Source organism: Mesorhizobium sp. M0119 (assembly GCF_040322615.1).
Lineage (GTDB): Bacteria > Pseudomonadota > Alphaproteobacteria > Rhizobiales > Rhizobiaceae > Mesorhizobium.
In genome coordinates this window covers 18,687-44,545 of the sequence record NZ_JAMYTU010000012.1, presented here as the reverse complement: position 1 = coordinate 44,545, position 25,859 = coordinate 18,687, and the positions used below count along the sequence as shown (strand labels likewise).

Here is a 25,859-nt window from a genome sequence, read left to right as displayed (position 1 = left end):
GGCGAAAAGGTGCATTACGACATCGTCATCATCGGCGGAGCCATCGTCGGCTCCTCGATCGCCTATTATCTGCGCGAGGAGGGGTTTTCGGGCTCGATCGCGCTTGTCGAGCGCGACCCGCAATTTTCCCGCGCCGCGACCACGCTGTCCTGCGCCTCCATCCGCCAGCAGTTCTCGATCCCGGAAAACATCCGGCTGTCGCAGTTCACGCTGAAACTGTTCCGGCGGCTCAGGGAAGAGTTTGGCGCGGACGCCGATATCGGCTTTCGCGAAGGCGGCTATCTCATCCTTGCCGGCGAGAACGGGCTGCCGATCCTGCGGGCCAACCACGAGGCGCAGATGGCCGAGGGTGCCGACATCGTGCTCGAGGATGCCGGGGCGCTCGTCCGCCGCTTTCCGTGGCTGTCGGTCGAGGGCATTTCCGCCGGCGCCTATGGCCGCAGCGGCGAAGGCTGGTTCGACGCGCATGCGATGCTGATGCTGTTTCGCAAGGCACTGCGGACGAAGAACATCGACTTCATCACGGCGTCGGTGACGGGTATCGAGCGGCTGGGCGGCCGCGTCACTGGTGTAGTCCTCGACAATGGCGAGCGGCTAGAGGCCGGCACCGTCGTCAACGCCGCCGGGCCGAATGCCGGCAAGGTGGCAGCAATGGTCGGGCTGGCGCTGCCGGTGGAGCCGCGCAAGCGCAACGTCTTCGTCTTCGAGGCGCGCGAAAAATATGACGACATGCCGCTGCTGGTCGACCCGAGCGGCATCTATGTCCGGCCGGAGGGCTCGGTCTACATCACCGGCGGCGCCGAGCCGGAAGAGGGTGAGGGACCAGCCGACCCCGCCGACTTCGAGCCCGATTGGCCGCTGTTCGAAGAGGTGATCTGGCCGGTGCTGGCGACCCGCATTCCGGCTTTCGAGGCGATCAAGCCGACGCGCGCCTGGGTCGGCCATTACGACTACAATACGCTCGACCAGAACGCGGTGATCGGCCCGCACCCCGAGGTCGGTAATTTCCTCTTCGCCAACGGTTTTTCCGGTCACGGCTTGCAGCAGGCGCCGGCGGTCGGCAAAGCGCTGGCCGAACTGATCGTGCATGGCGGCTACCGCACGGTCGATTGCTCTGCCTTTGGGTACAGCCGGGTCGCCGAAGGGCGGGCGTTTCGGGAATTGAACGTGATTTGAGGGAAGGCCGCGCAGAATAAGCCGCTCTGTCGAGTTCCCGCCCACCCCCCTCTGTCCGGCAGGACAGAGGGGGTGCTGTCCCGCCGACATCAAAAGTCCGCACCGCTAGCGGTCAAAACCTGACGCCTGGTACCCGAAACGGAATACCGCTGCCGGCCCATTTCGGACATCTAGGGCAGATACTTAAAGAGCCATGGAAAGCAGGAATTTGACATGATCTCCACTAGTTGGAAGGCCCTTTCAGTGTTGATGTTCGCAATTGTCCCATTCTCTGGATGCAGCAACGACCCTGAGTCACCGGAGAACAAACGTATATACTCTGTTCTCCAGTATCAGGAGTTTGAATTACGTCAGCAGAATAATCGTGCCAATTATTTTTTTGGCAAGCGAGTAATGGATACTGAAATCAATACTATCGCCTTCCCTCTCGCCGGTGAGGCGAATGGCTATGTAGTGTTTTATGCCACGCCCGAAGAGGGAGGGTTAATTTTGTCGGTTCCGCAGCAATATGACGATATCAGTCTGACGAAGCAGACGCTTGAAGCCATCGTTGATAAAGGCCTCATCTCAAAGCCGCTTGAAATTCACCTTGCGTCACGCGCGCACTGAGCGCTTTGCCAAAAAGTACATGGTAGCGTCCGCTTTCCACCCTGAGCGGGCTTACGCCCCCGGAACCAAGCGTCAGATTTCGACCACTAGCTGGCAAGGCAACGCGTCAGCGCTTGCGGCCGAACCAGAACGCGTCGGACACGCGCTCCATGCCGATCCGTTCGTAGAAGCCGACCGCGTCGGGCATGGAGATCAGGCTGATGGCGACGGACGGCCCGAGTTGTCGCCGCGCTTCATCGAGAAGGCCCTTGCCGATGCCGAGCCCTTGCGCCGCTTTGCAAACGGCGAGCTCGGAAACGTAACAGACCCACGAGAAATCGGTGACACCGCGGGCAACGCCGACCAGCGGCTTGCCTTCTGTGTCGAGACGCGCGGTGAGCACCAAATTGGCCGCTGACAACATCGCCTTCAATCGAGTGTCGTCATCGACGGGGCGGTTGGCGCCGAGGCCGGATTCCACCAGCACGCGGCGGAACTCGGCGGTGCCGAGGCCCGGTTCGCTGGCGTAGAGGACCTTGGATCGCGTTGTCATGTCGATAAAAGTGCACCATGGGCCGGTGATTTTGAAGCTGTTTTGTACCGATCTTGTGTTTCGATCGACGACGGAAGTCCAAAAACAGCCGTCTTTTATTTGCCCGCGGCATTGTGTAAACCGGGCGCCAGCAATTCCCCGCAACGAGAAGAAGACGGGCAAGAACCATGGAAAAATTCACCAAGCTCACCGGTGTCGCCGCGCCGATGCCGATCGTCAATGTCGACACCGACATGATCATCCCCAAGGATTATCTCAAGACGATCAAGCGCACCGGGCTCGGCACCGGCTTGTTCGCCGAAATGCGCTACAAGGACGACGGTTCGGAAAACCCGGACTTCGTGCTCAACAAGCCAGCCTACCGCAAGGCGCAGATCCTGGTCGCCGGCGACAATTTCGGCTGCGGTTCGAGCCGGGAACACGCGCCGTGGGCGCTGCTCGATTTCGGCATCCGCTGCGTCATCTCGACCTCGTTCGCCGACATTTTCTACAACAACTGCTTCAAGAACGGCATCTTGCCGATCACCGTCAGCCCGGAAGACCTGGAGAAGCTGATGGACGACGCGTCGCGTGGTTCCAACGCGACGCTGTCGGTCGATCTCGAGGCCAAGGAAATCCGCGGGCCGGACGGCGGCGTCGTCAAGTTCGACCTCGACGAGTTCAAGCGCCACTGCCTCTTGAACGGCCTCGACGATATCGGCCTGACCATGGAGAAGGCCGGCGCCATCGCTTCGTTCGAGAAGAAGAACGCCGAGCTGCGGCCCTGGGCCTGAGCGGTACGATGACCCGGCCGCGACAGGCCGGGTTCGTGGAGGCTGAACGGAGGGACAGTCATGACACGTTCGCTTCTTGCCGGCGCCTGCGCGCTGGCGTGGATTCTGATGACGATGGCTGGCGCGCATGCACAGACCGACACGGTGCTCGTGCCGGCTGACGATGCGCCCGGCACGGCCGCCGACCAGGGCGCGTTGAGCAATGCGGCCCTAGCCGACGATGACAAACAGGCGCCGATCCCGTTCGAGGGCGGCCAACTGACCATCACCCAGGAGGAAGAGTACGGGGAACGGGTGCTCGCCTTCGACGGCGAGGAACTGGCGCGCAATTACGACGTCTTCTTCGACAAGATCGTCGAGGTCGGCGGCGTCAAGGTGGCGCTGGTCGATGTCGGCGACGGCGGCAACCAGTGCGGTCCGGCCAAGGTGATCGTGTGGAAGCCGGAAGGCGGCGCGATCCAGACGACCACGGTCGAGCAGGATGAATGCGGCGCACCGCCGGCTGCGATCTCCGACAGCGCGATCTATTTCGTGCCCTATCTGCTGCCGGGCGATTCCAAGCCGGCGCTGCAATGGTCGCCGACGGCCGGACTGACGACGTCCGGCAATCTGACCTACATGCCGGAGCCGGGCACCGACTGGAAAGACGTCGATCCGTCGAAATACGACAACATCATCGACGCCTTTCACAATGAAGCGGTCTACAGGCTAGCCGAGACGCTGCTCGGCAAGGACATGCCCGACATGGCGACCAGCCTGCTGGTCGGCGGCGGTACTGAGAAGACCGCTTCGGGCGCCTTTTTTGCCAGCGGCTGCGTGCCGCATGATTGCGGCGGCAATGACGGCTTCATGGCGGCCGACCCGGTCAAGCACAAGCTCTATTTCGCCCGCCGCGGCGACAAGCCCGAGCCGGACGCGTGGCCAGCGGTGAGTACATGGCCGGCCGAGATCAAGGAAGCGCTGGACAAGGCGCTGGGGTCGCCGAATTAGAAATCGTTCTGCCGCGATCCTTCGCGCCCCCCTCTGTCCTGCCGGACATCTCCCCCACTTGGGGGGAGATCGGCCGTCACCGCCGCTTTCACCAAACGGCCCACGCTGAAAAAAGGAGGACACCATGCGAAAACTGATCTCCACCGGTTCGCCCTTCGAGAAGACCGCCGGCTATTCGCGCGCCGTGGTGCAGGGCGACTGGTGTTTCGTGTCCGGAACGACCGGCTACGATTATGCGACCATGTCGATGCCGGAGACCGTCGAGGCACAAACGCGCAATTGCCTGGCGACGATCACCAAGGCGTTGCGAGATGGCGGCTTCGAAATGGCTGACGTGGTGCGGGCACATTACTATATCACCGATGCGGCTTTCGTGGACGTGGTGTTCCCGATCCTCGGCGAGGCATTTGGCGAGATCAGGCCGGCAGCAACGATGATCGTGTGCCAGCTCAACAAGCCGGAAATGAAGATCGAGATCGAGGTGACGGCGCTGCGGCGCACAGCCTGATGCCTGTCACGGTTGCGACAACGACACGGTTAGAACGAGGATCGGCCCATGGTGAAGGTCAGACGCATCGTTGCAAACATAGACACGCAGGACATCGCGGCGGCAAAACCCTTCTATCAGGATGTGCTCGGTCTCCATCTCAAGATGGATATGGGCTGGATCGCTACCTATGGCTCGCAAGAGACGATGTCCGTGCAGGTCAGTTTCATGGCCGAAGGGGGATCAGGAACGCCGGTGCCTGACCTGTCGATCGAGGTCGACGACGTCGATGCCGCGCTTGAAAGCATGAGGACGGCCGGCTTTGCCATCGAATACGGTCCGGCGGACGAACCCTGGGGCGTGCGGCGCTTCTTCGTACGCGATCCGTTCGGCACGCTGGTCAATATCCTCTCGCATCTGTAGGCGTTTTGGCTTGAGCATCGGATTGTCCCAAAACCGGTTTCCACTTTTGGGTCCGATGCTCTGAACCGCAGGCTTGCGCGCCGGCCGCTTGGCGTTTAGCAAGGCCGCGGCTCACGACACAATCAGGACGGTTCTCATGGCTTCGAAAAATCTTCTCTTGCTTGCCGGCGACGGCATCGGCCCCGAGGCGATGGCCGAGGTGAAGAAGCTGATCGCCGCCATGAACGACAAGCTCGGCAGCGATTTCGTCACCGATGAGGGCCTTGTCGGCGGTTGCGCTTACGACGCACATGGCGCGGCGATTTCCGATGCCGACATGGCCAAGGCAATGGCCGCGGACGCGGTGTTGTTCGGCGCCGTCGGCGGACCGAAATGGGATGCCGTGCCTTACGAGGTGCGCCCGGAAGCCGGGTTGCTGCGGCTGCGCAAGGACATGGAACTGTTCGCTAATCTTCGACCCGCCATCTGCTATCCCGCGCTGGCGGCGTCCTCCTCGCTCAAGCAGGAGGTGGTCGAGGGGCTCGATATCCTCATCGTGCGCGAGCTCACCGGCGGCGTCTATTTCGGCGAGCCGAAGCAGATCATCGATCTCGGCAACGGTCAGAAGCGCGGCATCGACACCCAAGTTTACGATACGTTCGAGATCGAGCGCATTTCGGGCGTTGCCTTCGAATTGGCGCGCACGCGCAAGAACCACGTCACCTCGATGGAAAAGCGCAATGTGATGAAATCAGGCGTGCTGTGGAACGAGGTCGTCACCCAGACGCACAAGGCCAGGTATGCCGACGTCAAGCTCGATCACATGTTGGCCGATGCCGGCGGCATGCAGCTGGTGCGCTGGCCGAAGCAGTTCGACGTCATCGTCACCGACAATCTGTTCGGCGACATGCTGTCCGACATCGCCGCCATGCTGACCGGCTCGATCGGCATGCTGCCGTCGGCCTCGCTCGGTGCGCCGGATGCGAAGACAAAAAAGCGCAAGGCGCTCTACGAGCCGGTGCACGGCTCGGCGCCCGACATCGCCGGCAAGGGCATCGCCAATCCGATCGCCATGATCGCCTCCTTCGCCATGTGCATGCGCTATTCCTTCGGCATGGTTGAACAGGCCGACCGGCTGGAAGGCGCGATCGCCGCCATTCTCGATCAGGGCTTGCGCACCAGGGATATTCATTCACCGGGGATGACGGAGGTCGGCACCGCTGAGATGGGCGACGTGATCATCGCCAAGTTCCTGGGCTGATCCTGTGGCGGTCGACGTCCGCTGGGCCACGACCGGGGATGCCGCGGCACTCGCCACCATGCTCTGCGAAATGGCGGTGCATTACCGGCAGCCGCCACTCGACGCCAGCCAGGCTTTGTCGGCGGCGCAGAAATGGCTTGGCGACGAAAGCCCGGCCTATCCGCATTTTGCGCTGGCCTTCGTCGATGGCGAAGTTTGCGGGTTAGCCTCGGTTGCGATCGCGCATCCCGGCATCGATCTCGAGCGGCTGCTGTTCCTCAAGGACCTGTTCGTGCGCGATAATGCCCGCAATGGCGGTGTCGGTCGAGCGCTGATGGCATTCCTCGCCGGCAATTGCATGATTGCATGCGCGAAGGCATCGGCCGCATCGACCTGACCACCGAGGACTGGAACGAGGGTGCGCTGCGCTTCTACGACGGACTCGGCGCGGAGCGCCACGGCCAGAAGGTGTTTCTCAGGCTGTCCGGCGAGGCGCTGAAGGCGATCGCTAAACCGTGACGCCCGCCGGCATCGCGCCCCAGCGATTTTCGCCAAATTGAGACGGAACCAATCCGAGGATGAGAAAGGTCACGCCAGCCGGAGTGAAGCAAAGCAAGGCAAGCCATCCGGTTAGCCCAATGTCGTGCAGACGGCGCACGATAAGCGCGATTAACGGCAGCATCATTGCCAGTACGAAAAACAAAGCAGGAAGGTAGCCGATCGACGTCCTTGGGCCGTCACCGAAACCGCTTATCGCCAGGTTGAGGAGAATGCCGAATCCGGACAGCGCGACGAGCACGACGATCGAGCAGATATAGAACCCCCAGAACTCCTTGCGGCGGGCGCGGCCGGTGAAATTGCGATAGTCGTCGACTAGCGCGCGCCGGAAATAGGCCCATAAGCCCATGGATTGGGCCGGCTGATTTTCGGCGGAACGGCCAGGCCGTTGCGGTTGTGCCGCGCGTGACGGCGAGGTATCGCTCGCTGCTGCCGTTATGGCGACGATATCGTGCGCCGTCCTGTCGTCCGCTCGGAACTCGACAAGCGCGCCCCTAGCAAGCGACACTCCCTGGCTCACATCCTCACGCGCGAAGATATAGCGCTTGCCGTCCGCTCCGTTGATGTAGCCGTAGTCCTGATCCTCGTCGTAGTGAAACACTGCGCCGCGCATTGCCTGCCCCCTGGATTGCGTCGCAGCTATGCTATTTAAAGTTGCATACAATTGCAAGATGCGCGTTAAAGTTAAGCCCCGACACCCGCCGGCACCGGACCCCATTGGTTTTCGCGCGACTGGGTCGGGATCAGCGCAAAGATCAGGATGATCAGGCCGCCGAAGGTCGGGATCAGGAAAAGCAGGAAGAGCCAGCCGGTCAGGCCGATATCGTGCAGGCGACGCACGTTGAGCCCGAACCACGGCAGGGCTGTCGCCAGCAGGAAGAGGCCGCAGAGGCCGACCGTCACTGCCGGCAATTCACTGTTGTCGAGATTGCCCATGGCGTCGTCGATGAAGACGCCGAGCCCTATGACCACGATCAGCGCAATCGTCCAGAACAGGCAATAGCCCCAATATTCCTTGCGGCGGGCACGGCCGGCGAAGTTGAAGTAATTCTCGGTCAGACCCAGCCGGAAATAGTTCCACAGCCCGGCGGATTCGGCCGGACTTTGTTCAGCGGAACGGCCGAAATGTTGCGGCTGACCTGCCGCTGGCGCATTGCCGGCCTGAGACGGCGCGGCGGTTGCAGCGGAGGCGTCGGCGGGCGCACTGGCAGGTTGGGCGCGGATCAAAAAAACATCGCGGGCCCGTCCGCCAGCCGGCTGGAATTCGACAGTCGTGCCTCCGGCAACCGATGCTTCGCGGCGCAAATCTTCGCGCGCCAAAGTGTAGCGGTTGCCGTCGGCTCCGGTGATGAAACCGAAACCCTGGTCTTCGTCGTAATGAAGAACTTCGCCGCGCATGCCTCGCCCCCGTGTTGGCGCGGATCCACACTGTTCAAAGTTGTGCCGGACCGCAAGGGGCATGCACAAAGAGGAGGGCTGAGGTTGGCGCTGCCCCTCACCTGCCTGCCGGCATCCTCTCCCCGTATGGTGACGGGGAGAGGGTGCTCTCGCTTCGGGTTTCGCCAATCACCAGCGTTGCACGGAGGGCGCGGCGTCGCGGCCGGCTCCTTCTCCCCGTCTCTATACGGGGAGAAGTGCCCGGCAGGGCGATGAGGGGCGGCGCCGACTTCTGCAATTGGTGGCATAGCCGTGAGGGGATCCGCGCACCCCTGGATCCGGTGAGAGGCTCAACCCGGCCGTTTCTTCGATTTCTTGTGTTTCGCCGGTCCGCCTTCGAACCTCGGCTTGGCCGGTTTCCCGGCCCAGGGCTTTGCCTCGAATGCCGGGCGCTGGTCGGCCGGTGCGCGCTTCTCGAATTTGGGCGCGTTTTGATCGAAGGTGCGCTTGCCGCGGTGCGGCTTCTTGTCGGGCCGTGGTTCCTGATAGCCGGCCCGCGACAGATCCGGCGTGCCGTCCAGCCGCCTGACCGCAATGTTGCCCTGCAGCTTGCGGTCGGGGCCGATCGCCGCGAAGAAACGCTCGGCCCAGTCCGCCGCGATCTGCACGAAGGTTTCTTCCGGCTGCATTTTGATGGCGCCGATCTCGCGCTTGGAGATGCCGCCTGTCCGGCACAGCATCGGGATCAGCCAGCGCGGTTCGGCATTCTGCCGGCGTCCGACCGACAGCGAGAACCAGACGCTGTCGCCGAAATCGTCGCGGCGGCTCGGCGCCTCGTCCCGGCGCGCAAATTTTTCGCCCGACGGCGTGAACGGCGCCACCTCGAGAAGGTCCTCTGGCGCCGAGCGGCTGGAGCGGCACATCCGCACGAAGGCGGCGGCGACCTGTTCTGGTCCGTGCTGATCGAGAAGCGCCTGGACGAAGCCGCGCTCCTCATCCTTCATAGGCTCGCTGAAGACCGGATCAGCGAGAATGCGCTCGTCGTCGCGCCGTATCACGTCGTCGGCCGACGGCGGGCTCGCCCAGGTTGCCGCAAGGCCGGCACTTTGCAGCAGCCGCTCGGTGCGCTTGCGGGCATTATTGGGCACGATCAGCGCGCTGACGCCCTTGCGGCCCGCCCGCCCGGTTCGCCCGCTTCGGTGCAGGAGCGTCTCCGGGTTGGTCGGCAGGTCGGCATGGATCACCAGCTCGAGATTGGGCAGGTCGATGCCGCGTGCCGCGACGTCGGTGGCGATGCAGACCTTGGCGCGGCCGTCGCGCATCGCCTGCAGTGCATGGCTGCGCTCGTTCTGGCTAAGCTCGCCGGACAGCGCCACGACGGAAAAGTTGCGGTTGTTGAAGCGCGCCGTCAAATGGTTGACGGCGGCGCGCGTGTTGCAAAACACCAGCGCGTTCTTGGCTTCGTAAAAGCGCAGCACGTTGATGATGGCGTTTTCGCGGTCCGCCTGGGCAACGCTCAGCGCCCGGTATTCGATGTCGAGATGCTGCTTCTCCTCACCCGAGGCCGAGATGCGCACGGCGTCGCGCTGATAACCCTTGGCCAGCGTGGCGATGGAGCGCGGCACGGTCGCGGAAAACATCAGCGTGCGGCGATCGGCGGGTGCTGCGTCGAGGATGAATTCCAGGTCCTCGCGAAAGCCGAGATCGAGCATCTCATCGGCCTCGTCGAGCACGACTGCCTTGAGTTCAGACATGTCGAGCGAGTTGCGGGTGATGTGGTCGCGCAGGCGGCCGGGCGTGCCGACGACGATATGGGCGCCGCGCTCCAGCGCGCGTCGTTCGGTGCGCATGTCCATGCCGCCGACGCAGGACGCTATCGCTGCCCCGGTCAGCTCATAGAGCCATTCCAGCTCGCGCGTTACCTGCAGGGCCAGCTCCCGCGTCGGCGCCACGGCCAGTGCCAAAGGTGCCGCGGCATGGGAAAAGCGCTCCGCGCCATCGAGGAGGGTCGGCGCCAACGCCAGGCCGAAAGCGACGGTCTTGCCGGAGCCGGTCTGGGCCGAAACCAGCGCATCGGCCTGGCCAAGCTCGAGAACCGCCTTCTGCACCGGCGTCAGCTCGACATAGCCGCGTTTTTCCAGCGCCTTTGCCAGCGCGGGAACAATAGCTTCGAAATTGGACATCTTACTCTTTCGAAATTCGGATTCTGAATACCCGGCGACGGGTCAAATGTCGGCAAACGCCACGGACGGGCGCCACGAGCCAGACGATGCTCGTTCGTACTTGGTGCCGCCGTCATTGTACAGGGCGGGCGGGTCGGCCTGGTTGCGATTGACTCTGGACGCAAACCGCGTAAAAGCCGGCACCGAACGGGATAGTTTTCGATGCGCGGCCTTCTGATGGCGCTCCTTGCATTCGACATCCCCGGCTCCAATGCGAACCATTGGCCCGGGCGCGTCGCTGCGTCTCCTCGTTCCAGCAAAATCACGTTCAAAACAACCGGCAAAACGACCACCAAAACGGTCTGATTCCCTTGGCCTAACCACCCTCTCCCGGGTCCGGCCCGGGGGTTGAAACCCGCATCGGCCGGCGGGTTTTCTCCAGAAACCGAGCGGAGAGGGACAGGAGATTTCGATGAGTTTCAAGGTTGCGATCGTCGGCGCCACAGGCAATGTGGGCCGGGAAATGCTCAACATACTGGAAGAGCGCGGCTTTCCGGTGAGCGAGGTGGTGGCGTTGGCCTCGCGGCGCAGCCAGGGCACGGAAGTGTCGTTCGGCGACCGTACGCTGAAGGTCAGGGCGCTCGACCAATATGATTTTTCCGACACCGACATCTGCATCATGTCGGCCGGCGGCAACGTCTCCAAGGAATGGTCGCCGAAGATCGGCAAGCAGGGCTGCGTCGTCATCGATAATTCGTCGGCCTTCCGCTACGACCAGGACGTGCCGCTGATCGTTCCGGAAGTGAACCCGGATGCGATTTCGCTGTTCACGCGCAAGAACATCATTGCCAACCCGAACTGCTCGACGGCGCAGCTGGTCGTGGCGCTGAAGCCGCTGCATGACGCCGCGACCATCAAGCGCGTCGTCGTCGCCACCTACCAGTCGGTGTCGGGCGCCGGCAAGGAAGGCATGGACGAATTGTTCACGCAGACGCGTGCGGTGTTCGTCGCCGACCAGGTCGACGTCAAGAAGTTCACCAAGCGTATCGCCTTCAACGTCATCCCACATATCGACGTCTTCCTCGACGACGGCTTCACCAAGGAAGAGTGGAAGATGGTGGCCGAGACCAAGAAAATGCTCGACCCCAAGATCAAGCTGACAGCGACCTGCGTGCGGGTGCCGGTGTTCATCGGCCATTCGGAAGCGGTCAACATCGAGTTCGAAAAGCCGATCACCGCCGATGAGGCGCGTGAGATCCTGCGCGAGGCGCCGGGCTGCCAGGTCATCGATAAGCGCGAGGACGGCGGCTACATCACGCCGCTGGAATCGGCCGGCGAGGACGCCACCTTCATCTCGCGCATCCGCGAGGATTCGACCATCGATAACGGCCTGTCGATGTGGATCGTCTCCGACAATCTGCGCAAGGGCGCGGCACTCAACGCCGTGCAGATCGCGGAGCTGCTGGTCGAGCGCGGGCTGATCCAGCCGAAGAAGAAAGCGGCATAACTTTTTCGCTCACGGCCGTATCGCCGCTACGCGGCTGGCCTCCGCAGGGGCGCCGGATAACCGGCGGCCCGCAGTCGCGGGCTCGGCCTTCGGCCGTTAGCTCCCTTCTCCCCGTTCACGGGGAGAAGGTGCCGGCAGGCGGATGAGGGGCAGCACAGGCGTCTCAAATAGGCAGCAAGGCGCCGGCGTCACAGCCGGTTCTCCTCCGCCAGGTCCAATAGCAACTCCAGCGCCTCCTCCGCCCGGTCGGCGGGCACGAACAGGTGATCGTGGTAGAAGGCCGAGACCGGATTGACGCCGATGCGGGCGGCGGCCAGCCGAGCGGTGATGGCGGCGAGAAAGCCGACCGCTTCCAGCGACGAATGGATGTTCAGCGTCAGCATCCGGCAGCGGAACACGGTTTTCAGTCCAGCGGCCTTGGCATGGTCTTCAAGCACGATCAGCGTCATGCCCTCGCGCTCGCGAAACAGCATCACCGGGTCGAGCCTGTCGGGAACGGGCGCATCGGGTGGCAACGTGGTGAAGACATGAACGCCGGCAAGCAATTCCGGCGTCATTGCCGCCAGCAACTTTTTCAGGTCGGTCTCTCCGGCCATCGATTGCTTTCGTTATGCGACTAGGCGGTGGCTGCCGTCGAGCGCTCGGAAGACACCTCCTACGGATTTTCAATAACGCCCTCCACCTCACCCCGCAAGGTGGACTTGGCCAGGCTCGTTGCCGGCTGAACTTGCACATCCGAGGTCGCCGTCCCCCGGAGTGAAAAAGAACTGGAGGCATGTCGGATCGCCGTCATGGGCCGCGTCCTTGGTTCGAGCTGGCGAAGGAGCCAGTGCTCACAACGACCGGAGGGAACATCGATGACCATGTCTCAGGCAGTACCCGTCTCACCGCGCGCCCTGTGGGCCGGTCGCGTGCTCAGCGCCGTCATCGTGCTGTTCATGATCTTCGACGGCGTCATCAAGCTACCACCGCTCGAAATCGTCACCCAGACCATGGTGGAGCTCGGCTGGCCGGCCGATGCCAATGTCTCGCGCATGCTCGGCATCATTGGATTGGTCTCGACAGCGCTTTACGCGCTGCCGCGCACCTCGGTGCTCGGCGCCATCCTGCTCACCGCCTATCTCGGCGGCGCCGTCACCACGCATGTGCGTATAGGCAGCCCTTTGTTCTCGCACATACTGTTCGGCGTCTATCTCGGCGCCATCCTCTGGGGCGGCCTGTATCTGCGCGATCCAAGGGTGCGCGCGTTATTCCCGTTCAGCCAATAGCGGCGACTTCGAAAGCCGTTCGATGGTGGCCACGCCGCCAGAGAGGGCGCGGTCTGCCGCAGCCTTTCTACTCTTTGGATCAAATCGAGCGCCGCCGGGTGGCAGACGATCTTCTTCTTTGGATCAAATCGCCTGGTTGCGAGTTAGGGGGTGCAGCGGCGAGGACGGCACCCTGTTGGAGAGGAACGACAATGAAAAAGGTGATGATCTTGATGGCCTTGCTGGTGCCGCTCGGTGCCTGCTCCCGTACCGAGCAAGGCGCGGCAGTTGGTGGCCTGGGCGGTGCGGCGGTCGGCGCTGCGGTGGCCGGCAACCCGACCCAGGGCGCGGTGATCGGCGGTGCGGCCGGCGCCTTGGCCGGTGCGCTGATCGGCCGTGCCAGCGAAAGCGGCCAATGCCGTTATCGCGATCGCAACGGTCGTGTCTACGTTGCGAGCTGCCCGGAAGGCTATTGATCGGGCCGCATCATATGGATGCAATAGCAAAACGGCGGGCAAGGCCCGCCGTTTCGTGGTTGTGGAGATGATTTATTCGGCGCTGGCGGCTTCCGCCTCGGCCGGCGCGGCTGCAGCGGCGGCAACGGCCGCGGCGGCATCTTCCTGCGCCTTCTTCAGCAAGGCTGCGCGCTCCTGCGCCTTCTTGCCGGGCTCGGCCTTCTTCGGGTTGGAGCGGGCTTCGCGCTTGGCGATGCCGGCTTCATCGAGGAAGCGCAGCACGCGGTCGGTCGGCTGGGCGCCATGCGACAGCCAATGCTTGACGCGCTCGGCGTCGACCTTGACGCGTTCGCCGTCCTTGGGCAGCAGCGGATTCCACGAGCCGAGCGACTCGATGAAACGACCGTCGCGCGGCGAACGCGCGTCGGCGACGACGACATGGTAATAGGGACGCTTCTTCGAGCCCGCACGGGCCAATCGGATTTTCAGTGGCATTTCTTTTCTCCTAAAAGCTCTGATTTGGTTGATCGGTTGGTGGCTGGTCCTCAGCCGGTTTTCGTCACGCCGTTGGATGCGGCGATCTGCTCGTGATGGCGGATCACTTCGCGGACGACGAAGTTCAGGAATTTCTCCGCGAAATCCGGGTCGAGATGGGCGTCCTTCGCCAGCTGGCGAAGACGGGCGATCTGCTCCTGCTCGCGCGCCGGGTCGGCAGGCGGCAGGCCATGTTCCGCCTTCAGCACGCCGACTGCCTTGGTGCAGCGGAAGCGCTCGGCCAGCATGTGGATCAGCGCCGCGTCGATGTTGTCGATCGAGGCGCGATAATTGGCCAGCGCCGCACGCGCGTCCGCCATGTCTTTCTCTTCGTTCATGGCGCCCTCACTTCTTCTTGCCGAGGCCAGGCAGCCCGCCACCGCCCGGCAGGCCGGGAAGTTTCATGCCACCGGGCAGCCCAGGCAGGCCACCGCCACCGGGAAGACCACCGGGCAGGCCCTTCATGCCACCGAGCCCGGCCGCCTGCGCCTGCTTCTGCAAGGCTTCGAGCTGCCTGGGGTCCATCTTGGAGAGGTCCGGCATGCCGCCGCCCATCATGCCGCCTGGGCCGCCAGGCATCATGCCGCCGAGCCCCATCTTGGAGGCGAGGCCGCCCATCATGCCGCGCATCATGCCGCCGCCTTTGCCCTTGCCGCCCATCGCCTTCATCATATCGGCCATGCCGCGATGCATCTTCAACAGCTTGTTGATTTCGGCCGCGTCGGTACCCGAGCCGGCGGCGATGCGCTTCTTGCGCGAGTGCTTCAGAATATCGGGGTTGGCGCGCTCGGCCTTGGTCATCGACGAGATGATGGCAAGCTGGCGGCCGAACATCTTGTCGTCGAGACCGGCGGCGGCCATCTGGTCCTTCATCTTGCCCATGCCGGGCATCATCCCCATGATGCCGCCCATGCCGCCCATTTTCGACATTTGCTGAAGCTGGCCGGCGAGGTCGTTCAGGTCGAACTTGCCCGACTGCATCTTCTTGGCCATCGCCGCCGCCTGCTCGGCGTCGATGTTCTCGGCCGCCTTTTCGACGAGGCTGACGATGTCGCCCATGCCGAGGATGCGGTCGGCGATGCGCTTGGGGTGGAACTCCTCCAGCGCGTCCATTTTTTCGCCGGTGCCGATCAGCTTGATCGGCTTACCGGTGACGGCACGCATCGAGAGCGCTGCACCACCGCGACCGTCGCCGTCCATGCGGGTCAGCACGAGGCCGGTGATGCCGACGCGCTCGTCGAAGCTTTTTGCCAGATTGACGGCGTCCTGGCCGGTCAGCGAATCGGCGACCAGCAGGATCTCGTGCGGCGACGACATCTTCTTGATGTCGGCCATCTCGACCATCAGCGGCTCGTCGATATGGGTGCGGCCGGCGGTGTCGAGGATGACGACGTCATGGCCGCCGAGCTTGGCCGCCTGCACGGCGCGGCGGGCGATATCGACCGGCGTCTGGCCGGCGACGATCGGCAATGTGGCGACCTTGACCTGCTCGCCGAGCTGGCGGAGCTGCTCTTGCGCGGCGGGACGCCGCGTGTCGAGCGAGGCCATCAAGACCTTCTTGTTTTGACGGTCGGTGAGGCGCCTGGCGATCTTGGCCGAGGTCGTCGTTTTGCCGGAACCCTGCAAGCCGACCATCATGATGACGACCGGAGCCGGTGCATTGAGGTCGATGGCGACGCCCTCGGCGCCGAGCATCTCGACCAGCTCGTCATGGACGATCTTGACGACCATCTGGCCGGGCTTGATCGACTTGACTACGGCGGCGCCGACGGCCTGCTCGCGCACCTTGTCGGTGAAGGAACGCACCACTTCCAGCGCCACGTCGGCCTCGAGCAACGCACGGCGCACCTCGCGCAGCGCCGCCGAGACATCAGCCTCCGACAAGGCGCCGCGGCCGGTGAGGCCGTTCAGGATCGAACCAAGACGTTCCTGCAGCGATTCAAACATTCTTTTTCCTTTTCCCTGGCACCCGGATGATGCCCGAGAGGTAATGCGTTCGCGCCAACCGTCCAAGCAAAAGCCGGTCCGGGCAAAGCCCAAAGCCAAAAAGCACCCGGGGGCGCACAGCGCTGCCGGGTGTTGGCCTCCGGGATCGATTTACAGCCACTTCACCTCAAAGAGGTTTCGGCGTCCCGGTCGGTTTGCTCGGAGGAATACTCGTCGCGGAATTCGCGGCGTGTAGACAGGAAATCGGCCGCAGAGTCAAGCTTTGGTCAAGCTTTGCGCCAAATATGCTCAGGACGACCAGGCAAGGCGCATCAGCGCACGCTGCCGGCGCGCGCCACATCCGGCTCGACCTTCAGCGGCGAGCGCGGATGCAAAAGCAGCAGAACGGTCAACAGGCTGCTGACGATGCCGATCGCAGCGATGAGGGCGGCATCCAAAGTCGTCCAGCCGGCGGCTTCGAGCGGCTTGGCGTTGAACAGGGCGAAAGAATTATAGCTTTGCTGATGCGAAATCAGCAGGAAGCCGGTCAGATTGTTGCCGAGATGGGCGCCAAAGCCGGCACCGAGATTGCCGGTTGCGTAGACCAGAAGCGTCAGCAACAGCGCAAAGGCGGCGATCGAGGCCAGCACGCAGGCATTGATCGCTGCGCTCGAGCCTGGGCTCCAGTGCAGCGAGGTGAACAGCAATCCCGGCAGCAGCGCCCAGATGAATGGGTTCTGGAATCGGCTGGCCAGACCTCTGAGCAGGTAACCGCGAAACAGCATCTCCTCCGACGAGGTCTGCAGAAAGGTCAGGGCGGCGATCGGGATCAGGAACAAAAGCCACGAGGACAGGCCGATCGCGCCGCGCGCGATGTCGGGCTGCAGGCCATAGAGCAGGATCTCGGAAAGCAGCGAGGTGATCAGCACCGCGGCCAACCCTTTCAGGAACCCCGACCATGAAATGCGCCGGCTGACGCCGATCAGGACCGTCAGCTTCTCGCGATGGATCCAGCGCATGGCAGCCCAAAGGCCGAGCCAGATTCCGGCAAATGAAGCCAGCGCCGCGAGGATGCCCGCGGGAGAGGCCATGAAATCCTGCACCACCCCTGGCGGGGCGGTGCCTGACGACGCCTGCCACACGGCAAAGGCATAGGTGCCGCCGAACAGCACGGCGGCAGTGGTTCCGAGCCAGAACAGGACGACGACCACCGTTCCAAGCACAAGGCGCGGCAAGGTGGTCTTGTCGTTGGCGGTGTGCCGGTACTGTTGGAAGGCGGTGGGGTCGATGATCACGCGGGGTCGCTGGCTGGTGCTTCGGCTCGCAAGGTCTAGAACATCGGCCCCAATGTGGAAACCGGTATTGCAGCGGCAATACCGGCTTGTGGCAATGTCGGCAGTGCGAGCGGCCGCCATTACAGGGCGACCGCCCTGTTTTGCGACGTCAGCGCACGACGTACACGATACGCCGGCTGCTCGGATCGACCAGCGCCGGCTGGCCGTTCACATAGACGTAGCGATAATCATAATCGGGTATCTCGCGCAGCTCGACGGTGTCGGGCAAAGTCGCGCCGGTCACCACCTCGCCTTCGAGATAAACCGGATCGAGCCGGTTCGTTTCGACATAGGTGCGGATTTCCGCCGGCGGCCGCCGGATGGGCTCGATCGCCTCGCCGGCAACGATCGCTCCGGTATAGGTGTCGGAATATTCGGCGCTATCGGCCGGCGGTGTCACCACGGCAATGTCGGCGCTGGCCGGACGCTGTGTCAGAACCACACGGCTGCCGCCGAAATCGGCCGTCACATAGTCGGAATAGACCCAGCCCTGGCCGTTGGCCTCGGCGATGGTGCACCATTTGCTATTGGCGATGCAGCCGTCGAGCGTCGCCGACTGGCCGGCGGCGAGCACGCCGATGACCGGATACTGCGGCCCGGGGCCGGCGCGTACATTGAGATCGGTGATGGCCGAGACGGCGGTGTCGGCCAAAGCAGAGCCCGACATCGCTATGAGCGCTCCGGCCACCGCCGGAAACAATATGCGTTTCATGGTTTTCTCTCCGTTTCACAGTCCCTTGGGACGGAAAACGAAGCAAAGCCGCATGCGTTCCGGCTAAAAGGCTGCGGCCGGCTCACGATTTGTTCCAGTAGTTTTCGGCAGGTCGGTCAAAAGCTCGTGAACAAAAGCAAGTTTTTGCGCCGCCACGTCCGAGATGACGAAGGGATAGAGATCGGGCAGGCCCATGCAGCGGTTGATCGAGTTGGACGCCTCCGACAGCACCAGCCAGCGGTCGAGAATCCTTTCGAAAGGCTCCGGCCTGGCGGCGGGTTCCGATGGTGCCGGCTGCAGCTCGCCGCCGGTATCGGCGCGCGGCAACTCGTTGGCTTCAACGGTCTCCAGCCGGCCGAGCGGGAAATTCAGTGCATGCACCATCTCCAGTGTGTCGGTGATGTGCATGTGATGCGCCCATGTCTCGGCCCAGTCCTCCCATGGGTGCGACGTCGCATAGGCCGAAATATGCTGCTGCTGCCAGTCGGGCGGCGCGCCATCGGCATAATAGGTTTTCAGCGCTTGTTCGTAGTCGGCGCGTTCGTCGCCGAACAAGGCGCGAAAACCGGCAAGCTTCTGCGGATCGTCACGGATCAGGCGGTCCCAGTAATAATGGCCGAGCTCATGGCGGAAATGGCCGAGCAGCGTGCGGTAGTTCTCGCCCATCTCGACGCGCCGCCTTTCGCGCTCGGCCGAATCCGCCTCGGCGACGTTGAGCGTGATCCGCCCGTTGTCATGACCGGTCAGGATACGCTCGCCGCCGGGACCGCCACCGATCGGATCGGCAAGAAAATCGAACGCAAGGCCGATCTCGTCGCTAGGGTTCTGCTTGGGTGCGACCGGCAGGCCGAAGGCGAGCAGCGAATAGACGGCACGCTTCTTTGCCGCCTCGACACGGATCCAGCGGCGGCGATTGCCGTCGACCGACAGATCCGGGATCAACTGGTTCAGCGCACAGGCGCGGCAGAAGGCGTGGCCGGGCTCCGCCATCCAGTTGCAGGCGGATTCGTCGGCGTTGGTGCAGTGAAAGGCATCGGCGCCGGACAGCGCGAAGCGCGCATGCTCGGGATCGTAGAGCACGAGGCTGGCGCAGTTCAGGCATTGCGCGTTCTCGAAATAGAGACGGTGGCCGCAATGCGGGCAGTCGAAAAGCTTCATTGGCGTCTCAAATCATTCGAAATGCGGAGGACGATGCGAGCAGGAGAACGCCAAACGCCTGTCAGCTGCCCACGTTCCTGCCGGCCGATGCTATTTTGCTGCAAGCTGGGCGACGACCTCCTTGGCCACTGCCTCGCCCGACAATCTGGCGCCGCCGCAGGTCTGCATCAGCGGACCGGCCAAATGCTCGCCGGCGAAGAAGATCTTTTCCGCCACCGGCTGCATCAGCGTGGCGCGCGCTTGCGAGCGGCCGGGCCGCGCCGCCGCATAGGCGCCGCGCACGAACCGCTCAGCGCCCCAATTGGTCATCATTGCGCGTCCGACATGCTTTCGTATGTCGCCGCCAAAGATGCCGCAGAGCCGGTCGACGACGAAGTCGATGCCGGCCGCCTCGCCCGCCGCAGACATCTCCCAGGCGAAATCGCCGCCGACGAAACCGACCATCAGATCGAGGTCGAAGGGAAAGCAGAGGAAGTAGATGTCGTGCCTGGCCAGCCGCTCGATCAGCAAATCGTCGAACGGCTCCAGGCCGAGCCTTGTACCGGATATTTCGACCGGCAGCTTGGTCAGCATGCCCATCGGCAGGTCGAAGAAGGCGGCGAAATGCGCATCGGGGAGTGCAGGCGAGAACGCAATCTCCTCGAAGGCGAGCACTGCCGGCGAGGCGGTGACGACGATAGCCTTGGCGCGGATGGTACCGCGATCGGTGACGCAAGCTACGCCCGGCCCATCCCAGACGATCTTGCGCACCGGCGTCGACAGTTCCACCGGCACATCGGCACCGAAGCGGGCAACCAGCGTACCGAAGCCTTCCCTGGTGAAATAGTTCGGATCGAGATCGGCGGCGGCCTGAAAGTCGCGGATCGATATCTCGTCCTCGTCGGCGCCGAAATCCATCGGCCCGGCGAAGGTTGCGGCGGCGCGCGGCGCGTGTCCCTTGGCGAGCAATGCCGAAAGGCGGTCGTCGTCGCCTTCCCTCACCTGATGTGCCGCCACCAGTTCGAACAGCCTTGCGTCGGCCACCTTCATCGCCGCCTCCTCGGCTTCGCTTGCCTTTCGCTCGCGGTAATAGAGATGATCGACATTCATGTCGTGATGATGAAGCGTCCAGGCAGCGGCTTTCGCCTCGGGAAAGTAAGGGTTGCGGTCCGCGGCATGCAGCCAGGCGCAGCCGATGTCGAACGGCACGCCGAAATGCTGGTCGCTGGTCCAGGCGCGGCCGCCGATGCGGTTCATCGCTTCCAACAATTTGAAGGAAAAACCGGCGGCGCGCAGGGTCTTGGCAGCCGAAAGTCCGGCCGAACCGGCGCCGATGATCACGACATCAACGTCTTCCATGCTTATTCTGTCCCCGCCACAATAATTACTTGATCGTAGGCAAATTCCCCGACATCCGCCAGTGTGGTGGATTTGAAGTTCCTGCTGTATTGAGTGCATCGGCGCAGCGCCGGGACAGTGACAAGCAGGTGTTTCGCTGGCAAATTCGCAATTGGGAACGTGATTCAGGCAACCAGGAGAGCAGCATGGCATTTCTTGCCAAGGGGAAGATGTTTGTAGTGGCCACGGTGGTGGCGGTGCTTGCGCTGGCGACGGGCGCGCAGGCGGCGGCCAGTTGTGGCAAAAACGGCGCCGGCTTCGAGGCGTGGAAACCGGAGTTTGCCGCGGAGGCCAAGGCCGACGGTGTTGGCTCGAAGGGTCTGGCCGCTCTGGCTCGCGCAACCTACGCGACAAAGACGATCTCCGTCGACCGCGCCATCCATAAGGCTTTCAGCGGCTCGGTGGAAGCTTTCATGAAGCGCCGTGGCGCGTCCGCGATCATTGCCAGGGGCCGTGCGCTGAAGAAGGCCAATGCTGCGCTGTTCGACAAGATCGAAGGGACCTACGGCGTGTCGCCGGGTGTGTTGCTCGCCATCTGGGGTATGGAGACGGGCTTCGGTTCCGCCATGGGCAACCAGAATACGGTCTCTGCCATTTTAACGCTTGCCTATGATTGCCGCCGTCCGGAGTTCTTCTATCCGCATGCCATTGCAGCCCTGAAGCTGGTTGATCGCGGAGCGCTGAGCGCCTCGTCGGTCGGTGCCGCGCATGGCGAGATTGGCCACACGCAGTTCCTGCCCGGAAATGTGTTGACGTATGGCGTAGGCAACAAAAATCTGCGCGACAAGAGCACTGCGTTGGCTTCTACCGCCAACTTCCTCAAGGGTCATGGTTGGCGGCCGGGCGCCAGCGCGCAGGCAAATATCGGCGCAATTGCTGGCTGGAATTCGGCGAGCGTCTATCAACAGGCCATCGCCCGCATGGCCACGGCGATCGATGCCGACTGACAGAAAACTCTAGAGCTTTGTTTTAACGCAATTCCGGACGGAAAACCGTTTCACACTTTTCCTGGAATTGCTCTTCGGCAGAAAGTCCGGCCACGCGCCGGGCTTTCTATTTCACGTCGAGCGCGTAGGAGCAGCCGGCGAGCACCTTGCCGGGATGTGAATCAACGGTTGAGACATTGAGCGCAATGCGCGTGGAAAATGTCATGCTGTCCGCTTCCTCGCAAAAGCTTGGCGATTAGCTGAAACATCCCTCCACTTCGTCATTCCAGGGTCTGCGCCGCGTCGCTTCGCTCCTTGCTCTGCCCTGGGATGACGAAGGCGTGGTGGCCTGTGGCTAATCGCCAGCGTGGAGAGGGCGGATGCAAGTCAAAGAGCCAAATCCCTCTGTGCGGAGGAACAGGCTAGCTTTTACGACTACGCGCCGCCAGCGTGCGCAGCCGGAGCGCGTTGAGGCGGATGAAACCTTCAGCGTCCTTCTGATCGTAGGCGCCGCGGTCGTCCTCGAAGGTGACCAGCGCATCGGAATAGAGCGTCTTCCTCGACTTGCGGCCTGTGACAATCACGTTGCCCTTGTAGAGCTTCAGCCGCACCGTGCCTTCGACGTCTTCCTGGCTCTTGTCGATCATCGCCTGCAGCATCAGCCGCTCGGGCGCGAACCAAAAGCCGTTATAGATCAACTCGGCATAACGCGGCATGAACTCGTCCTTGAGATGGGCGGCTCCGCGGTCGAGCGTGATCGATTCGATCGCCCGGTGGGCCGATATCAGGATGGTGCCGCCAGGGGTCTCGTAGACGCCGCGCGATTTCATGCCGACGAAACGGTTCTCGACCAGATCGAGCCGGCCGATGCCGTTGTCGCGGCCGAGATCGTTCAGCGCCGCCAGCATCGTTGCCGGCGACAGTTTCTTGCCGTTGAGCGCAACCGGGTCGCCCTTGAGGAATTCGATCTCGATCTCGGTGACCTCATCGGGCGCATCCATCGGCGAGATGGTGCGCTGGTGAACGAATTCCGGCGGCTCGCTCCATGGGTCCTCCAGCACCTTGCCCTCGGAGGAGGAGTGCAGCAGGTTCGCATCGACCGAGAACGGCGCGTCGCCCTTCTTATCCTTCGGCACCGGGATCTGGTGCTGCTCGGCGAAGTTGATGAGATCGGTGCGCGACTTGAACGACCAGTCGCGCCAGGGCGCGATGACCTTGATGTCGGGGTTGAGCGCATAGGCCGAGAGCTCGAAACGCACCTGGTCGTTGCCCTTCCCGGTAGCGCCATGGGCGATCGCATCGGCACCGGTCTCCCTGGCGATCTCGACAAGGTGCTTGGAGATCAGCGGACGGGCGATCGAGGTGCCGAGCAGATAAGTGCCTTCATAGACGGCATTGGCGCGAAACATCGGGAAGACGAAGTCGGCAACGAACTCCTCGCGGACATCCATGATGCGGATGTCCCTGATGCCCATCATCTCGGCCTTGCGCCGGGCCGGCTCCAACTCGCCACCCTGGCCGAGATCGGCGGTGAAAGTGACGACTTCAGCGCCGATCTCGGTTTGCAGCCATTTCAGGATGATCGAGGTGTCAAGGCCGCCGGAATAGGCGAGCACGACTTTCTTGACGGCTTTTGCTTTCGACATGGTGGGCGGTTCCGCGACAGGGGTTCTTCGCGGGCGAGGTATCACGGCGTTTTAGGCCAGCGCAAGGGACGAACGATGCCTGGACCAGATGCTGTATCGCCCAGAGGCTGGCGAGGATATGGTACTTGCGCTATGGCTGCGCCGCCTTCTGTCGTTACGAGACGAGCCATGTCATTCATCCCCGACACCACGACGCTTATCCAGTTCGCCATCGCAACGGTGATCCTGGCGATCACGCCTGGGCCTGACATGACGCTGTTCGTGTCGCGCACGCTGAGCCAGGGCCGCGCCACCGGCTTTGCCTCGATGGCCGGCGCATTGTGCGGCACGTTGATCCACACGACGCTGGTGGTGGTCGGCGTCTCGGCGCTGATCGTCGCCTCGCCGATGGCGTTCTTCGTGCTGAAGATTTTCGGCGCCGGCTACCTGGTCTTCCTGGCATGGCAGGCGATCACAAAAGGGTCGGCGTTTTCACCGGAGAAGAAGAGCGGGCCGCAGATCTCGCTGTTCCGCAGCTGGGCGGCGGGGCTCGGGGTCAATCTGCTCAACCCGAAGATCATCCTGTTCTTCATGACCTTCCTGCCGCAATTCGTCTCCGCGCATGATCCCAACGCGCCGGGAAAGCTGTTCTTCCTCGGCGCGATGTTCGTCGTGCTGGCGATCCCGGTGACGGCGCCGATGGTGCTGGCGGCGGAAAAATTCTCGGCGGCGATGAAATCCAGCCCGCGCGTGACACGCGTCGTCGACTATCTGTTTGCCGGAGTTTTTTCGGCCTTCGCGCTCAGGATCGTGACGGCCCAGGCGAAATAGGGCGTCCGATTTGACGCCAGTTCCCGGCCGAGCGGCCGGCGCTCAGCCAGTAGAAAATGCCGCCGACCATGCCGCAGCCGATCACCGCCAGCATGACGCTGGTGTTGGTAACCTCGAAATTGGCATCGGCCGTCTGGTGGACGAAGCCAAGGAAGACCGCCGAGACCACAGCACCCGCCAGCGCATAGAACAGCCAGTCACGCCGGCCGAGGATCTCCGACGCGAGGATGGCGATGGCCGCCGGCATGAAGGCGAAATAGGCGACGAACAGCGCGACGAAGGGGATTGAAAACCACAGCGAGGCCTGCGCCGCCGGTTGCGTCTCGTCCGTCATCAGCCCAAGAGACGCCAGGAACATGATGTTAAGGAAGGCGCTTGCCGCCAGCGAAGCAACGCCATAGCCGACAAGGATGACGGCGAAGCGGATCAGATAGGCGACGACGCGATTCACGCCTCGCCATGCCCCGCGATCATCATCGCTTCCAGCGCCAGCCGGTCGACTTTGCGCATGCGCTCGGAGTCCGACTTGAGCTGGCCGCAGGCGGCGAGGATGTCGCGGCCGCGCGGCGTGCGGATCGGCGAGGCATAGCCGGCATTGTTGATATAGTCGGCGAATTTCTCGATCGTCTCCCAGTCCGAGCACTGGTAGTTGGTGCCCGGCCACGGATTGAACGGGATCAAATTGATCTTGGCCGGAATGCCCTTGAGCAACTTGACCAGCGCCTTGGCGTCTTCGATGGAATCGTTGACGTCCTTCAGCATCACATATTCGAAGGTGATCCGCTTGGCGTTGGACAGGCCGGGATAGGCACGGCAGGCAGCGATCAGCTCGTTCAGCGGATACTTCTTGTTGATCGGCACCAAAAGGTCGCGCAGATCGTCATTGGTAGCGTGCAGCGAGATCGCCAGCATGACGCCGATCTCCTCACCGGTACGGAAGATCTCGGGCACGACGCCCGATGTCGACAGCGTGATGCGCCTCTTAGACAGGGAAAGCCCGTCGCCATCGGAGGCGATCAGCAGCGCCTTCTTTACCGCCTCGAAATTGTAGAGCGGCTCGCCCATGCCCATCATGACGACGTTGGACACCTTCCGGCCCTCTGCCGGCACGATGGCGCCGTCGGGCGTGTCGCGGTCGGGGAAATCGCCGAGCCGGTCGCGGGCGGTCAAAAGCTGGGCGAGGATTTCTTCCGCCGTCAGGTTGCGCACCAGCTTCTGCGTGCCGGTGTGGCAGAAGGAGCAGGTCAGCGTGCAGCCGACCTGCGAAGAGATGCAGAGCGTGCCGCGGCCCTCTTCGGGAATGTAGACTGTCTCGATCTCGACCGGCCGTCCGGCGCCGCGCGGCGGAAAGCGGAACAGCCATTTGCGCGTGCCGTCGGAGGAAATCTGCTCCTCGACAATCTCGGGCCGGGCAACGGTGAAATGCCTGTCGAGCGCGGCGCGCAGATCTTTGGAGATGTTGAACATGCCGGCAAAATCGGAAACGCCGCGCACATAGATCCAATGCCAGAGCTGCTGGGCGCGCATCTTCGCCTGGCGCTCCGGCACGATACCGGCGGCGACGAGAGCGGTACCGAGTTCGGCGCGCGTCAAGCCGATCAGCGACGGCTTTTCAGGCGTCGTGCGGTTGCGCAACGCGTCACGCGCGCCTTCGGCGGTAAGATCGAATGAAAGGGTCATAGTTGCGCCAATATAAGCGATTTGCGGCCGATTACAGCATCGTGCCCGAAATGAAGCGCGGCGCATAGCACAGGTTGATGGCAGAGTCATGCTGGGTGTGCGCAAGCAAGGGCAGGGCTTCAGAAAAGGCTGGCGTCCAATTTTGCGTTGGAGATAACCAAATTGGCGACCTCGGCGCCGTCCCATCCGTCTGCCGGCACCTTCTCCCCCGTATAGGGCCTGCCGCGGCATCGGCGCCCTT

The 25,859-nt window shown here is 63.0% G+C and carries 30 protein-coding genes; 15 read left to right on the top strand and 15 right to left on the bottom strand.

Annotated elements, in window-relative coordinates; genetic code table 11:
* The first annotated feature begins 9 nt into the window (after positions 1-9).
* Positions 10-1,176 (top strand): NAD(P)/FAD-dependent oxidoreductase, encoded by a 1,167-nt coding sequence (locus NKJ40_RS14025; RefSeq protein WP_352466524.1) that lies wholly within the window; start codon positions 10-12, stop codon positions 1,174-1,176.
* A gap of 213 nt (positions 1,177-1,389) precedes the next feature.
* A complete protein-coding gene (locus NKJ40_RS14020; protein WP_352466523.1) occupies positions 1,390-1,785 on the top strand; it encodes a hypothetical protein in 396 nt (131 codons plus the stop codon).
* Between the two features lie 106 nt (positions 1,786-1,891).
* Here the strand turns inward: NKJ40_RS14020 and NKJ40_RS14015 are convergent, their stop codons facing one another.
* The gene (locus tag NKJ40_RS14015) at positions 1,892-2,317 is read right to left on the bottom strand and encodes a GNAT family N-acetyltransferase (protein WP_352466522.1); all 426 of its coding nucleotides are present in this window, start codon (positions 2,315-2,317) and stop codon (positions 1,892-1,894) included.
* 167 nt (positions 2,318-2,484) lie between these two features.
* On the opposite strand from NKJ40_RS14015, the gene leuD reads away from it, so the two are divergent.
* The 7 genes from leuD (at position 2,485) to NKJ40_RS13980 (ending at position 6,728) form a co-directional block, all read left to right on the top strand.
* Positions 2,485-3,090: a 3-isopropylmalate dehydratase small subunit gene (gene leuD, locus NKJ40_RS14010; RefSeq protein ID WP_292663076.1), complete on the top strand. Its 606-nt coding sequence runs from the start codon at positions 2,485-2,487 to the stop codon at positions 3,088-3,090.
* A 60-nt stretch (positions 3,091-3,150) separates the two neighbouring features.
* Positions 3,151-4,080, top strand: coding sequence for an Ivy family c-type lysozyme inhibitor (locus tag NKJ40_RS14005; RefSeq protein WP_352466521.1), 930 nt, complete (start codon positions 3,151-3,153; stop codon positions 4,078-4,080).
* 124 nt (positions 4,081-4,204) lie between these two features.
* Positions 4,205-4,588, top strand: coding sequence for a RidA family protein (locus NKJ40_RS14000; RefSeq protein ID WP_352466520.1), 384 nt, complete (start codon positions 4,205-4,207; stop codon positions 4,586-4,588).
* A gap of 51 nt (positions 4,589-4,639) precedes the next feature.
* Positions 4,640-4,990 (top strand): VOC family protein, encoded by a 351-nt coding sequence (locus tag NKJ40_RS13995; RefSeq protein WP_352466611.1) that lies wholly within the window; start codon positions 4,640-4,642, stop codon positions 4,988-4,990.
* 136 nt (positions 4,991-5,126) lie between these two features.
* Positions 5,127-6,230: a 3-isopropylmalate dehydrogenase gene (gene leuB / locus NKJ40_RS13990; RefSeq protein WP_352466519.1), complete on the top strand. Its 1,104-nt coding sequence runs from the start codon at positions 5,127-5,129 to the stop codon at positions 6,228-6,230.
* Between the two features lie 4 nt (positions 6,231-6,234).
* Positions 6,235-6,606: a GNAT family N-acetyltransferase gene (locus NKJ40_RS13985; RefSeq protein WP_352466518.1), complete on the top strand. Its 372-nt coding sequence runs from the start codon at positions 6,235-6,237 to the stop codon at positions 6,604-6,606.
* Complete coding sequence (locus tag NKJ40_RS13980) at positions 6,576-6,728, top strand: N-acetyltransferase (RefSeq protein ID WP_352466517.1); 153 nt, start codon at positions 6,576-6,578, stop codon at positions 6,726-6,728. Before NKJ40_RS13985 ends, NKJ40_RS13980 begins: the two co-directional genes overlap by 31 nt.
* Here the strand turns inward: NKJ40_RS13980 and NKJ40_RS13975 are convergent.
* The 3 genes from NKJ40_RS13975 to NKJ40_RS13965 all read right to left on the bottom strand — a co-directional run bounded on the left by NKJ40_RS13975 (position 6,718) and on the right by NKJ40_RS13965 (position 10,327).
* Entirely contained in the window at positions 6,718-7,380 is a 663-nt protein-coding gene (locus NKJ40_RS13975; RefSeq protein ID WP_352466516.1) for a DUF805 domain-containing protein, read from the bottom strand. The genes NKJ40_RS13980 and NKJ40_RS13975 overlap by 11 nt on opposite strands.
* A 71-nt stretch (positions 7,381-7,451) precedes the next feature.
* The gene (locus NKJ40_RS13970) at positions 7,452-8,165 is read right to left on the bottom strand and encodes a DUF805 domain-containing protein (RefSeq protein ID WP_352466515.1); all 714 of its coding nucleotides are present in this window, start codon (positions 8,163-8,165) and stop codon (positions 7,452-7,454) included.
* A gap of 329 nt (positions 8,166-8,494) precedes the next feature.
* Positions 8,495-10,327, bottom strand: a complete 1,833-nt coding sequence (locus NKJ40_RS13965) for a DEAD/DEAH box helicase (RefSeq protein ID WP_352466514.1) — start codon at positions 10,325-10,327, stop codon at positions 8,495-8,497.
* Positions 10,328-10,528: 201 nt separating this feature from the next.
* Here NKJ40_RS13965 and NKJ40_RS13960 point away from each other — a divergent pair, with 201 nt between their 5' ends.
* Positions 10,529-10,672, top strand: a complete 144-nt coding sequence (locus NKJ40_RS13960; protein WP_352466513.1) for a hypothetical protein — start codon at positions 10,529-10,531, stop codon at positions 10,670-10,672.
* 106 nt (positions 10,673-10,778) lie between these two features.
* Complete coding sequence (locus NKJ40_RS13955; RefSeq protein WP_023680535.1) at positions 10,779-11,813, top strand: aspartate-semialdehyde dehydrogenase; 1,035 nt, start codon at positions 10,779-10,781, stop codon at positions 11,811-11,813.
* 188 nt (positions 11,814-12,001) lie between these two features.
* Here NKJ40_RS13955 and NKJ40_RS13950 read toward each other — a convergent pair whose 3' ends face one another.
* Complete coding sequence (locus tag NKJ40_RS13950) at positions 12,002-12,409, bottom strand: ACT domain-containing protein (protein ID WP_352466512.1); 408 nt, start codon at positions 12,407-12,409, stop codon at positions 12,002-12,004.
* A gap of 261 nt (positions 12,410-12,670) precedes the next feature.
* On the opposite strand from NKJ40_RS13950, the gene NKJ40_RS13945 reads away from it, so the two are divergent.
* Positions 12,671-13,081, top strand: a complete 411-nt coding sequence (locus tag NKJ40_RS13945; protein WP_352466511.1) for a DoxX family protein — start codon at positions 12,671-12,673, stop codon at positions 13,079-13,081.
* Between the two features lie 191 nt (positions 13,082-13,272).
* Entirely contained in the window at positions 13,273-13,536 is a 264-nt protein-coding gene (locus NKJ40_RS13940; protein WP_352466510.1) for a YMGG-like glycine zipper-containing protein, read from the top strand.
* A gap of 72 nt (positions 13,537-13,608) precedes the next feature.
* Here the strand turns inward: NKJ40_RS13940 and rpsP are convergent, their stop codons facing one another.
* The 7 genes from rpsP to NKJ40_RS13905 all read right to left on the bottom strand — a co-directional run bounded on the left by rpsP (position 13,609) and on the right by NKJ40_RS13905 (position 20,517).
* Positions 13,609-14,010, bottom strand: coding sequence for a 30S ribosomal protein S16 (rpsP, locus tag NKJ40_RS13935; RefSeq protein ID WP_254817891.1), 402 nt, complete (start codon positions 14,008-14,010; stop codon positions 13,609-13,611).
* A 50-nt stretch (positions 14,011-14,060) separates the two neighbouring features.
* Entirely contained in the window at positions 14,061-14,387 is a 327-nt protein-coding gene (locus NKJ40_RS13930; RefSeq protein WP_254817890.1) for a chorismate mutase, read from the bottom strand.
* Between the two features lie 7 nt (positions 14,388-14,394).
* On the bottom strand, positions 14,395-15,996 hold the full coding sequence (gene ffh / locus NKJ40_RS13925) for a signal recognition particle protein (protein WP_352466509.1): 1,602 nt from the start codon (positions 15,994-15,996) through the stop codon (positions 14,395-14,397).
* 311 nt (positions 15,997-16,307) lie between these two features.
* Positions 16,308-17,270 carry a CPBP family intramembrane glutamic endopeptidase gene (locus NKJ40_RS13920; protein ID WP_352466508.1) on the bottom strand — a complete coding sequence of 321 codons (963 nt, stop codon included), beginning with the start codon at positions 17,268-17,270 and terminating at the stop codon, positions 16,308-16,310.
* 148 nt (positions 17,271-17,418) lie between these two features.
* Complete coding sequence (locus tag NKJ40_RS13915) at positions 17,419-18,021, bottom strand: DUF1236 domain-containing protein (RefSeq protein WP_352466507.1); 603 nt, start codon at positions 18,019-18,021, stop codon at positions 17,419-17,421.
* 63 nt (positions 18,022-18,084) lie between these two features.
* Complete coding sequence (locus NKJ40_RS13910; RefSeq protein WP_352466506.1) at positions 18,085-19,179, bottom strand: zinc-binding metallopeptidase family protein; 1,095 nt, start codon at positions 19,177-19,179, stop codon at positions 18,085-18,087.
* A gap of 90 nt (positions 19,180-19,269) precedes the next feature.
* Complete coding sequence (locus NKJ40_RS13905) at positions 19,270-20,517, bottom strand: flavin monoamine oxidase family protein (RefSeq protein WP_352466505.1); 1,248 nt, start codon at positions 20,515-20,517, stop codon at positions 19,270-19,272.
* A 185-nt stretch (positions 20,518-20,702) separates the two neighbouring features.
* Here NKJ40_RS13905 and NKJ40_RS13900 point away from each other — a divergent pair, with 185 nt between their 5' ends.
* On the top strand, positions 20,703-21,503 hold the full coding sequence (locus NKJ40_RS13900; protein ID WP_352466610.1) for a lytic murein transglycosylase: 801 nt from the start codon (positions 20,703-20,705) through the stop codon (positions 21,501-21,503).
* A gap of 401 nt (positions 21,504-21,904) precedes the next feature.
* Here NKJ40_RS13900 and NKJ40_RS13895 read toward each other — a convergent pair whose 3' ends face one another.
* Entirely contained in the window at positions 21,905-23,128 is a 1,224-nt protein-coding gene (locus NKJ40_RS13895) for an argininosuccinate synthase (protein ID WP_352466504.1), read from the bottom strand.
* A gap of 168 nt (positions 23,129-23,296) precedes the next feature.
* Here NKJ40_RS13895 and NKJ40_RS13890 point away from each other — a divergent pair, with 168 nt between their 5' ends.
* The gene (locus NKJ40_RS13890) at positions 23,297-23,938 is read left to right on the top strand and encodes a LysE family translocator (RefSeq protein ID WP_352466503.1); all 642 of its coding nucleotides are present in this window, start codon (positions 23,297-23,299) and stop codon (positions 23,936-23,938) included.
* Here the strand turns inward: NKJ40_RS13890 and NKJ40_RS13885 are convergent.
* Together NKJ40_RS13885 and rlmN are read right to left on the bottom strand one after the other, a co-directional pair.
* Complete coding sequence (locus NKJ40_RS13885) at positions 23,910-24,389, bottom strand: hypothetical protein (protein WP_352466502.1); 480 nt, start codon at positions 24,387-24,389, stop codon at positions 23,910-23,912. The genes NKJ40_RS13890 and NKJ40_RS13885 overlap by 29 nt on opposite strands.
* Positions 24,386-25,618: a dual-specificity RNA methyltransferase RlmN gene (rlmN, locus tag NKJ40_RS13880; RefSeq protein ID WP_352466501.1), complete on the bottom strand. Its 1,233-nt coding sequence runs from the start codon at positions 25,616-25,618 to the stop codon at positions 24,386-24,388. The genes NKJ40_RS13885 and rlmN overlap by 4 nt, the downstream gene beginning before the upstream one ends.
* Positions 25,619-25,859: the final 241 nt, after the last annotated feature.

Excerpts from the sequence above, each read along its gene's own strand:
- NKJ40_RS13980 (WP_352466517.1), top strand. The coding sequence starts at position 6,576 with ATGCGCGAAGGCATCGGCCGCATCGACCTGACCACCGAGGACTGGAAC.
- NKJ40_RS13970 (WP_352466515.1), bottom strand. The coding sequence starts at position 8,165 with ATGCGCGGCGAAGTTCTTCATTACGACGAAGACCAGGGTTTCGGTTTC.
- NKJ40_RS13910 (WP_352466506.1), bottom strand. The coding sequence starts at position 19,179 with ATGAAGCTTTTCGACTGCCCGCATTGCGGCCACCGTCTCTATTTCGAG.
- NKJ40_RS13955 (WP_023680535.1), top strand. The coding sequence starts at position 10,779 with ATGAGTTTCAAGGTTGCGATCGTCGGCGCCACAGGCAATGTGGGCCGG.
- NKJ40_RS14015 (WP_352466522.1), bottom strand. The coding sequence starts at position 2,317 with ATGACAACGCGATCCAAGGTCCTCTACGCCAGCGAACCGGGCCTCGGC.
- leuB (WP_352466519.1), top strand. The coding sequence starts at position 5,127 with ATGGCTTCGAAAAATCTTCTCTTGCTTGCCGGCGACGGCATCGGCCCC.
- NKJ40_RS14000 (WP_352466520.1), top strand. The coding sequence starts at position 4,205 with ATGCGAAAACTGATCTCCACCGGTTCGCCCTTCGAGAAGACCGCCGGC.
- NKJ40_RS13960 (WP_352466513.1), top strand. The coding sequence starts at position 10,529 with ATGCGCGGCCTTCTGATGGCGCTCCTTGCATTCGACATCCCCGGCTCC.
- NKJ40_RS13930 (WP_254817890.1), bottom strand. The coding sequence starts at position 14,387 with ATGAACGAAGAGAAAGACATGGCGGACGCGCGTGCGGCGCTGGCCAAT.
- NKJ40_RS14020 (WP_352466523.1), top strand. The coding sequence starts at position 1,390 with ATGATCTCCACTAGTTGGAAGGCCCTTTCAGTGTTGATGTTCGCAATT.
- NKJ40_RS13950 (WP_352466512.1), bottom strand. The coding sequence starts at position 12,409 with ATGGCCGGAGAGACCGACCTGAAAAAGTTGCTGGCGGCAATGACGCCG.
- leuD (WP_292663076.1), top strand. The coding sequence starts at position 2,485 with ATGGAAAAATTCACCAAGCTCACCGGTGTCGCCGCGCCGATGCCGATC.
- NKJ40_RS14005 (WP_352466521.1), top strand. The coding sequence starts at position 3,151 with ATGACACGTTCGCTTCTTGCCGGCGCCTGCGCGCTGGCGTGGATTCTG.
- NKJ40_RS13915 (WP_352466507.1), bottom strand. The coding sequence starts at position 18,021 with ATGAAACGCATATTGTTTCCGGCGGTGGCCGGAGCGCTCATAGCGATG.
- ffh (WP_352466509.1), bottom strand. The coding sequence starts at position 15,996 with ATGTTTGAATCGCTGCAGGAACGTCTTGGTTCGATCCTGAACGGCCTC.
- NKJ40_RS13895 (WP_352466504.1), bottom strand. The coding sequence starts at position 23,128 with ATGTCGAAAGCAAAAGCCGTCAAGAAAGTCGTGCTCGCCTATTCCGGC.
- NKJ40_RS13900 (WP_352466610.1), top strand. The coding sequence starts at position 20,703 with ATGGCATTTCTTGCCAAGGGGAAGATGTTTGTAGTGGCCACGGTGGTG.
- NKJ40_RS13975 (WP_352466516.1), bottom strand. The coding sequence starts at position 7,380 with ATGCGCGGCGCAGTGTTTCACTACGACGAGGATCAGGACTACGGCTAC.
- NKJ40_RS13965 (WP_352466514.1), bottom strand. The coding sequence starts at position 10,327 with ATGTCCAATTTCGAAGCTATTGTTCCCGCGCTGGCAAAGGCGCTGGAA.
- NKJ40_RS13905 (WP_352466505.1), bottom strand. The coding sequence starts at position 20,517 with ATGGAAGACGTTGATGTCGTGATCATCGGCGCCGGTTCGGCCGGACTT.
- rpsP (WP_254817891.1), bottom strand. The coding sequence starts at position 14,010 with ATGCCACTGAAAATCCGATTGGCCCGTGCGGGCTCGAAGAAGCGTCCC.
- NKJ40_RS13940 (WP_352466510.1), top strand. The coding sequence starts at position 13,273 with ATGAAAAAGGTGATGATCTTGATGGCCTTGCTGGTGCCGCTCGGTGCC.
- NKJ40_RS13945 (WP_352466511.1), top strand. The coding sequence starts at position 12,671 with ATGACCATGTCTCAGGCAGTACCCGTCTCACCGCGCGCCCTGTGGGCC.
- NKJ40_RS13890 (WP_352466503.1), top strand. The coding sequence starts at position 23,297 with ATGTCATTCATCCCCGACACCACGACGCTTATCCAGTTCGCCATCGCA.
- rlmN (WP_352466501.1), bottom strand. The coding sequence starts at position 25,618 with ATGACCCTTTCATTCGATCTTACCGCCGAAGGCGCGCGTGACGCGTTG.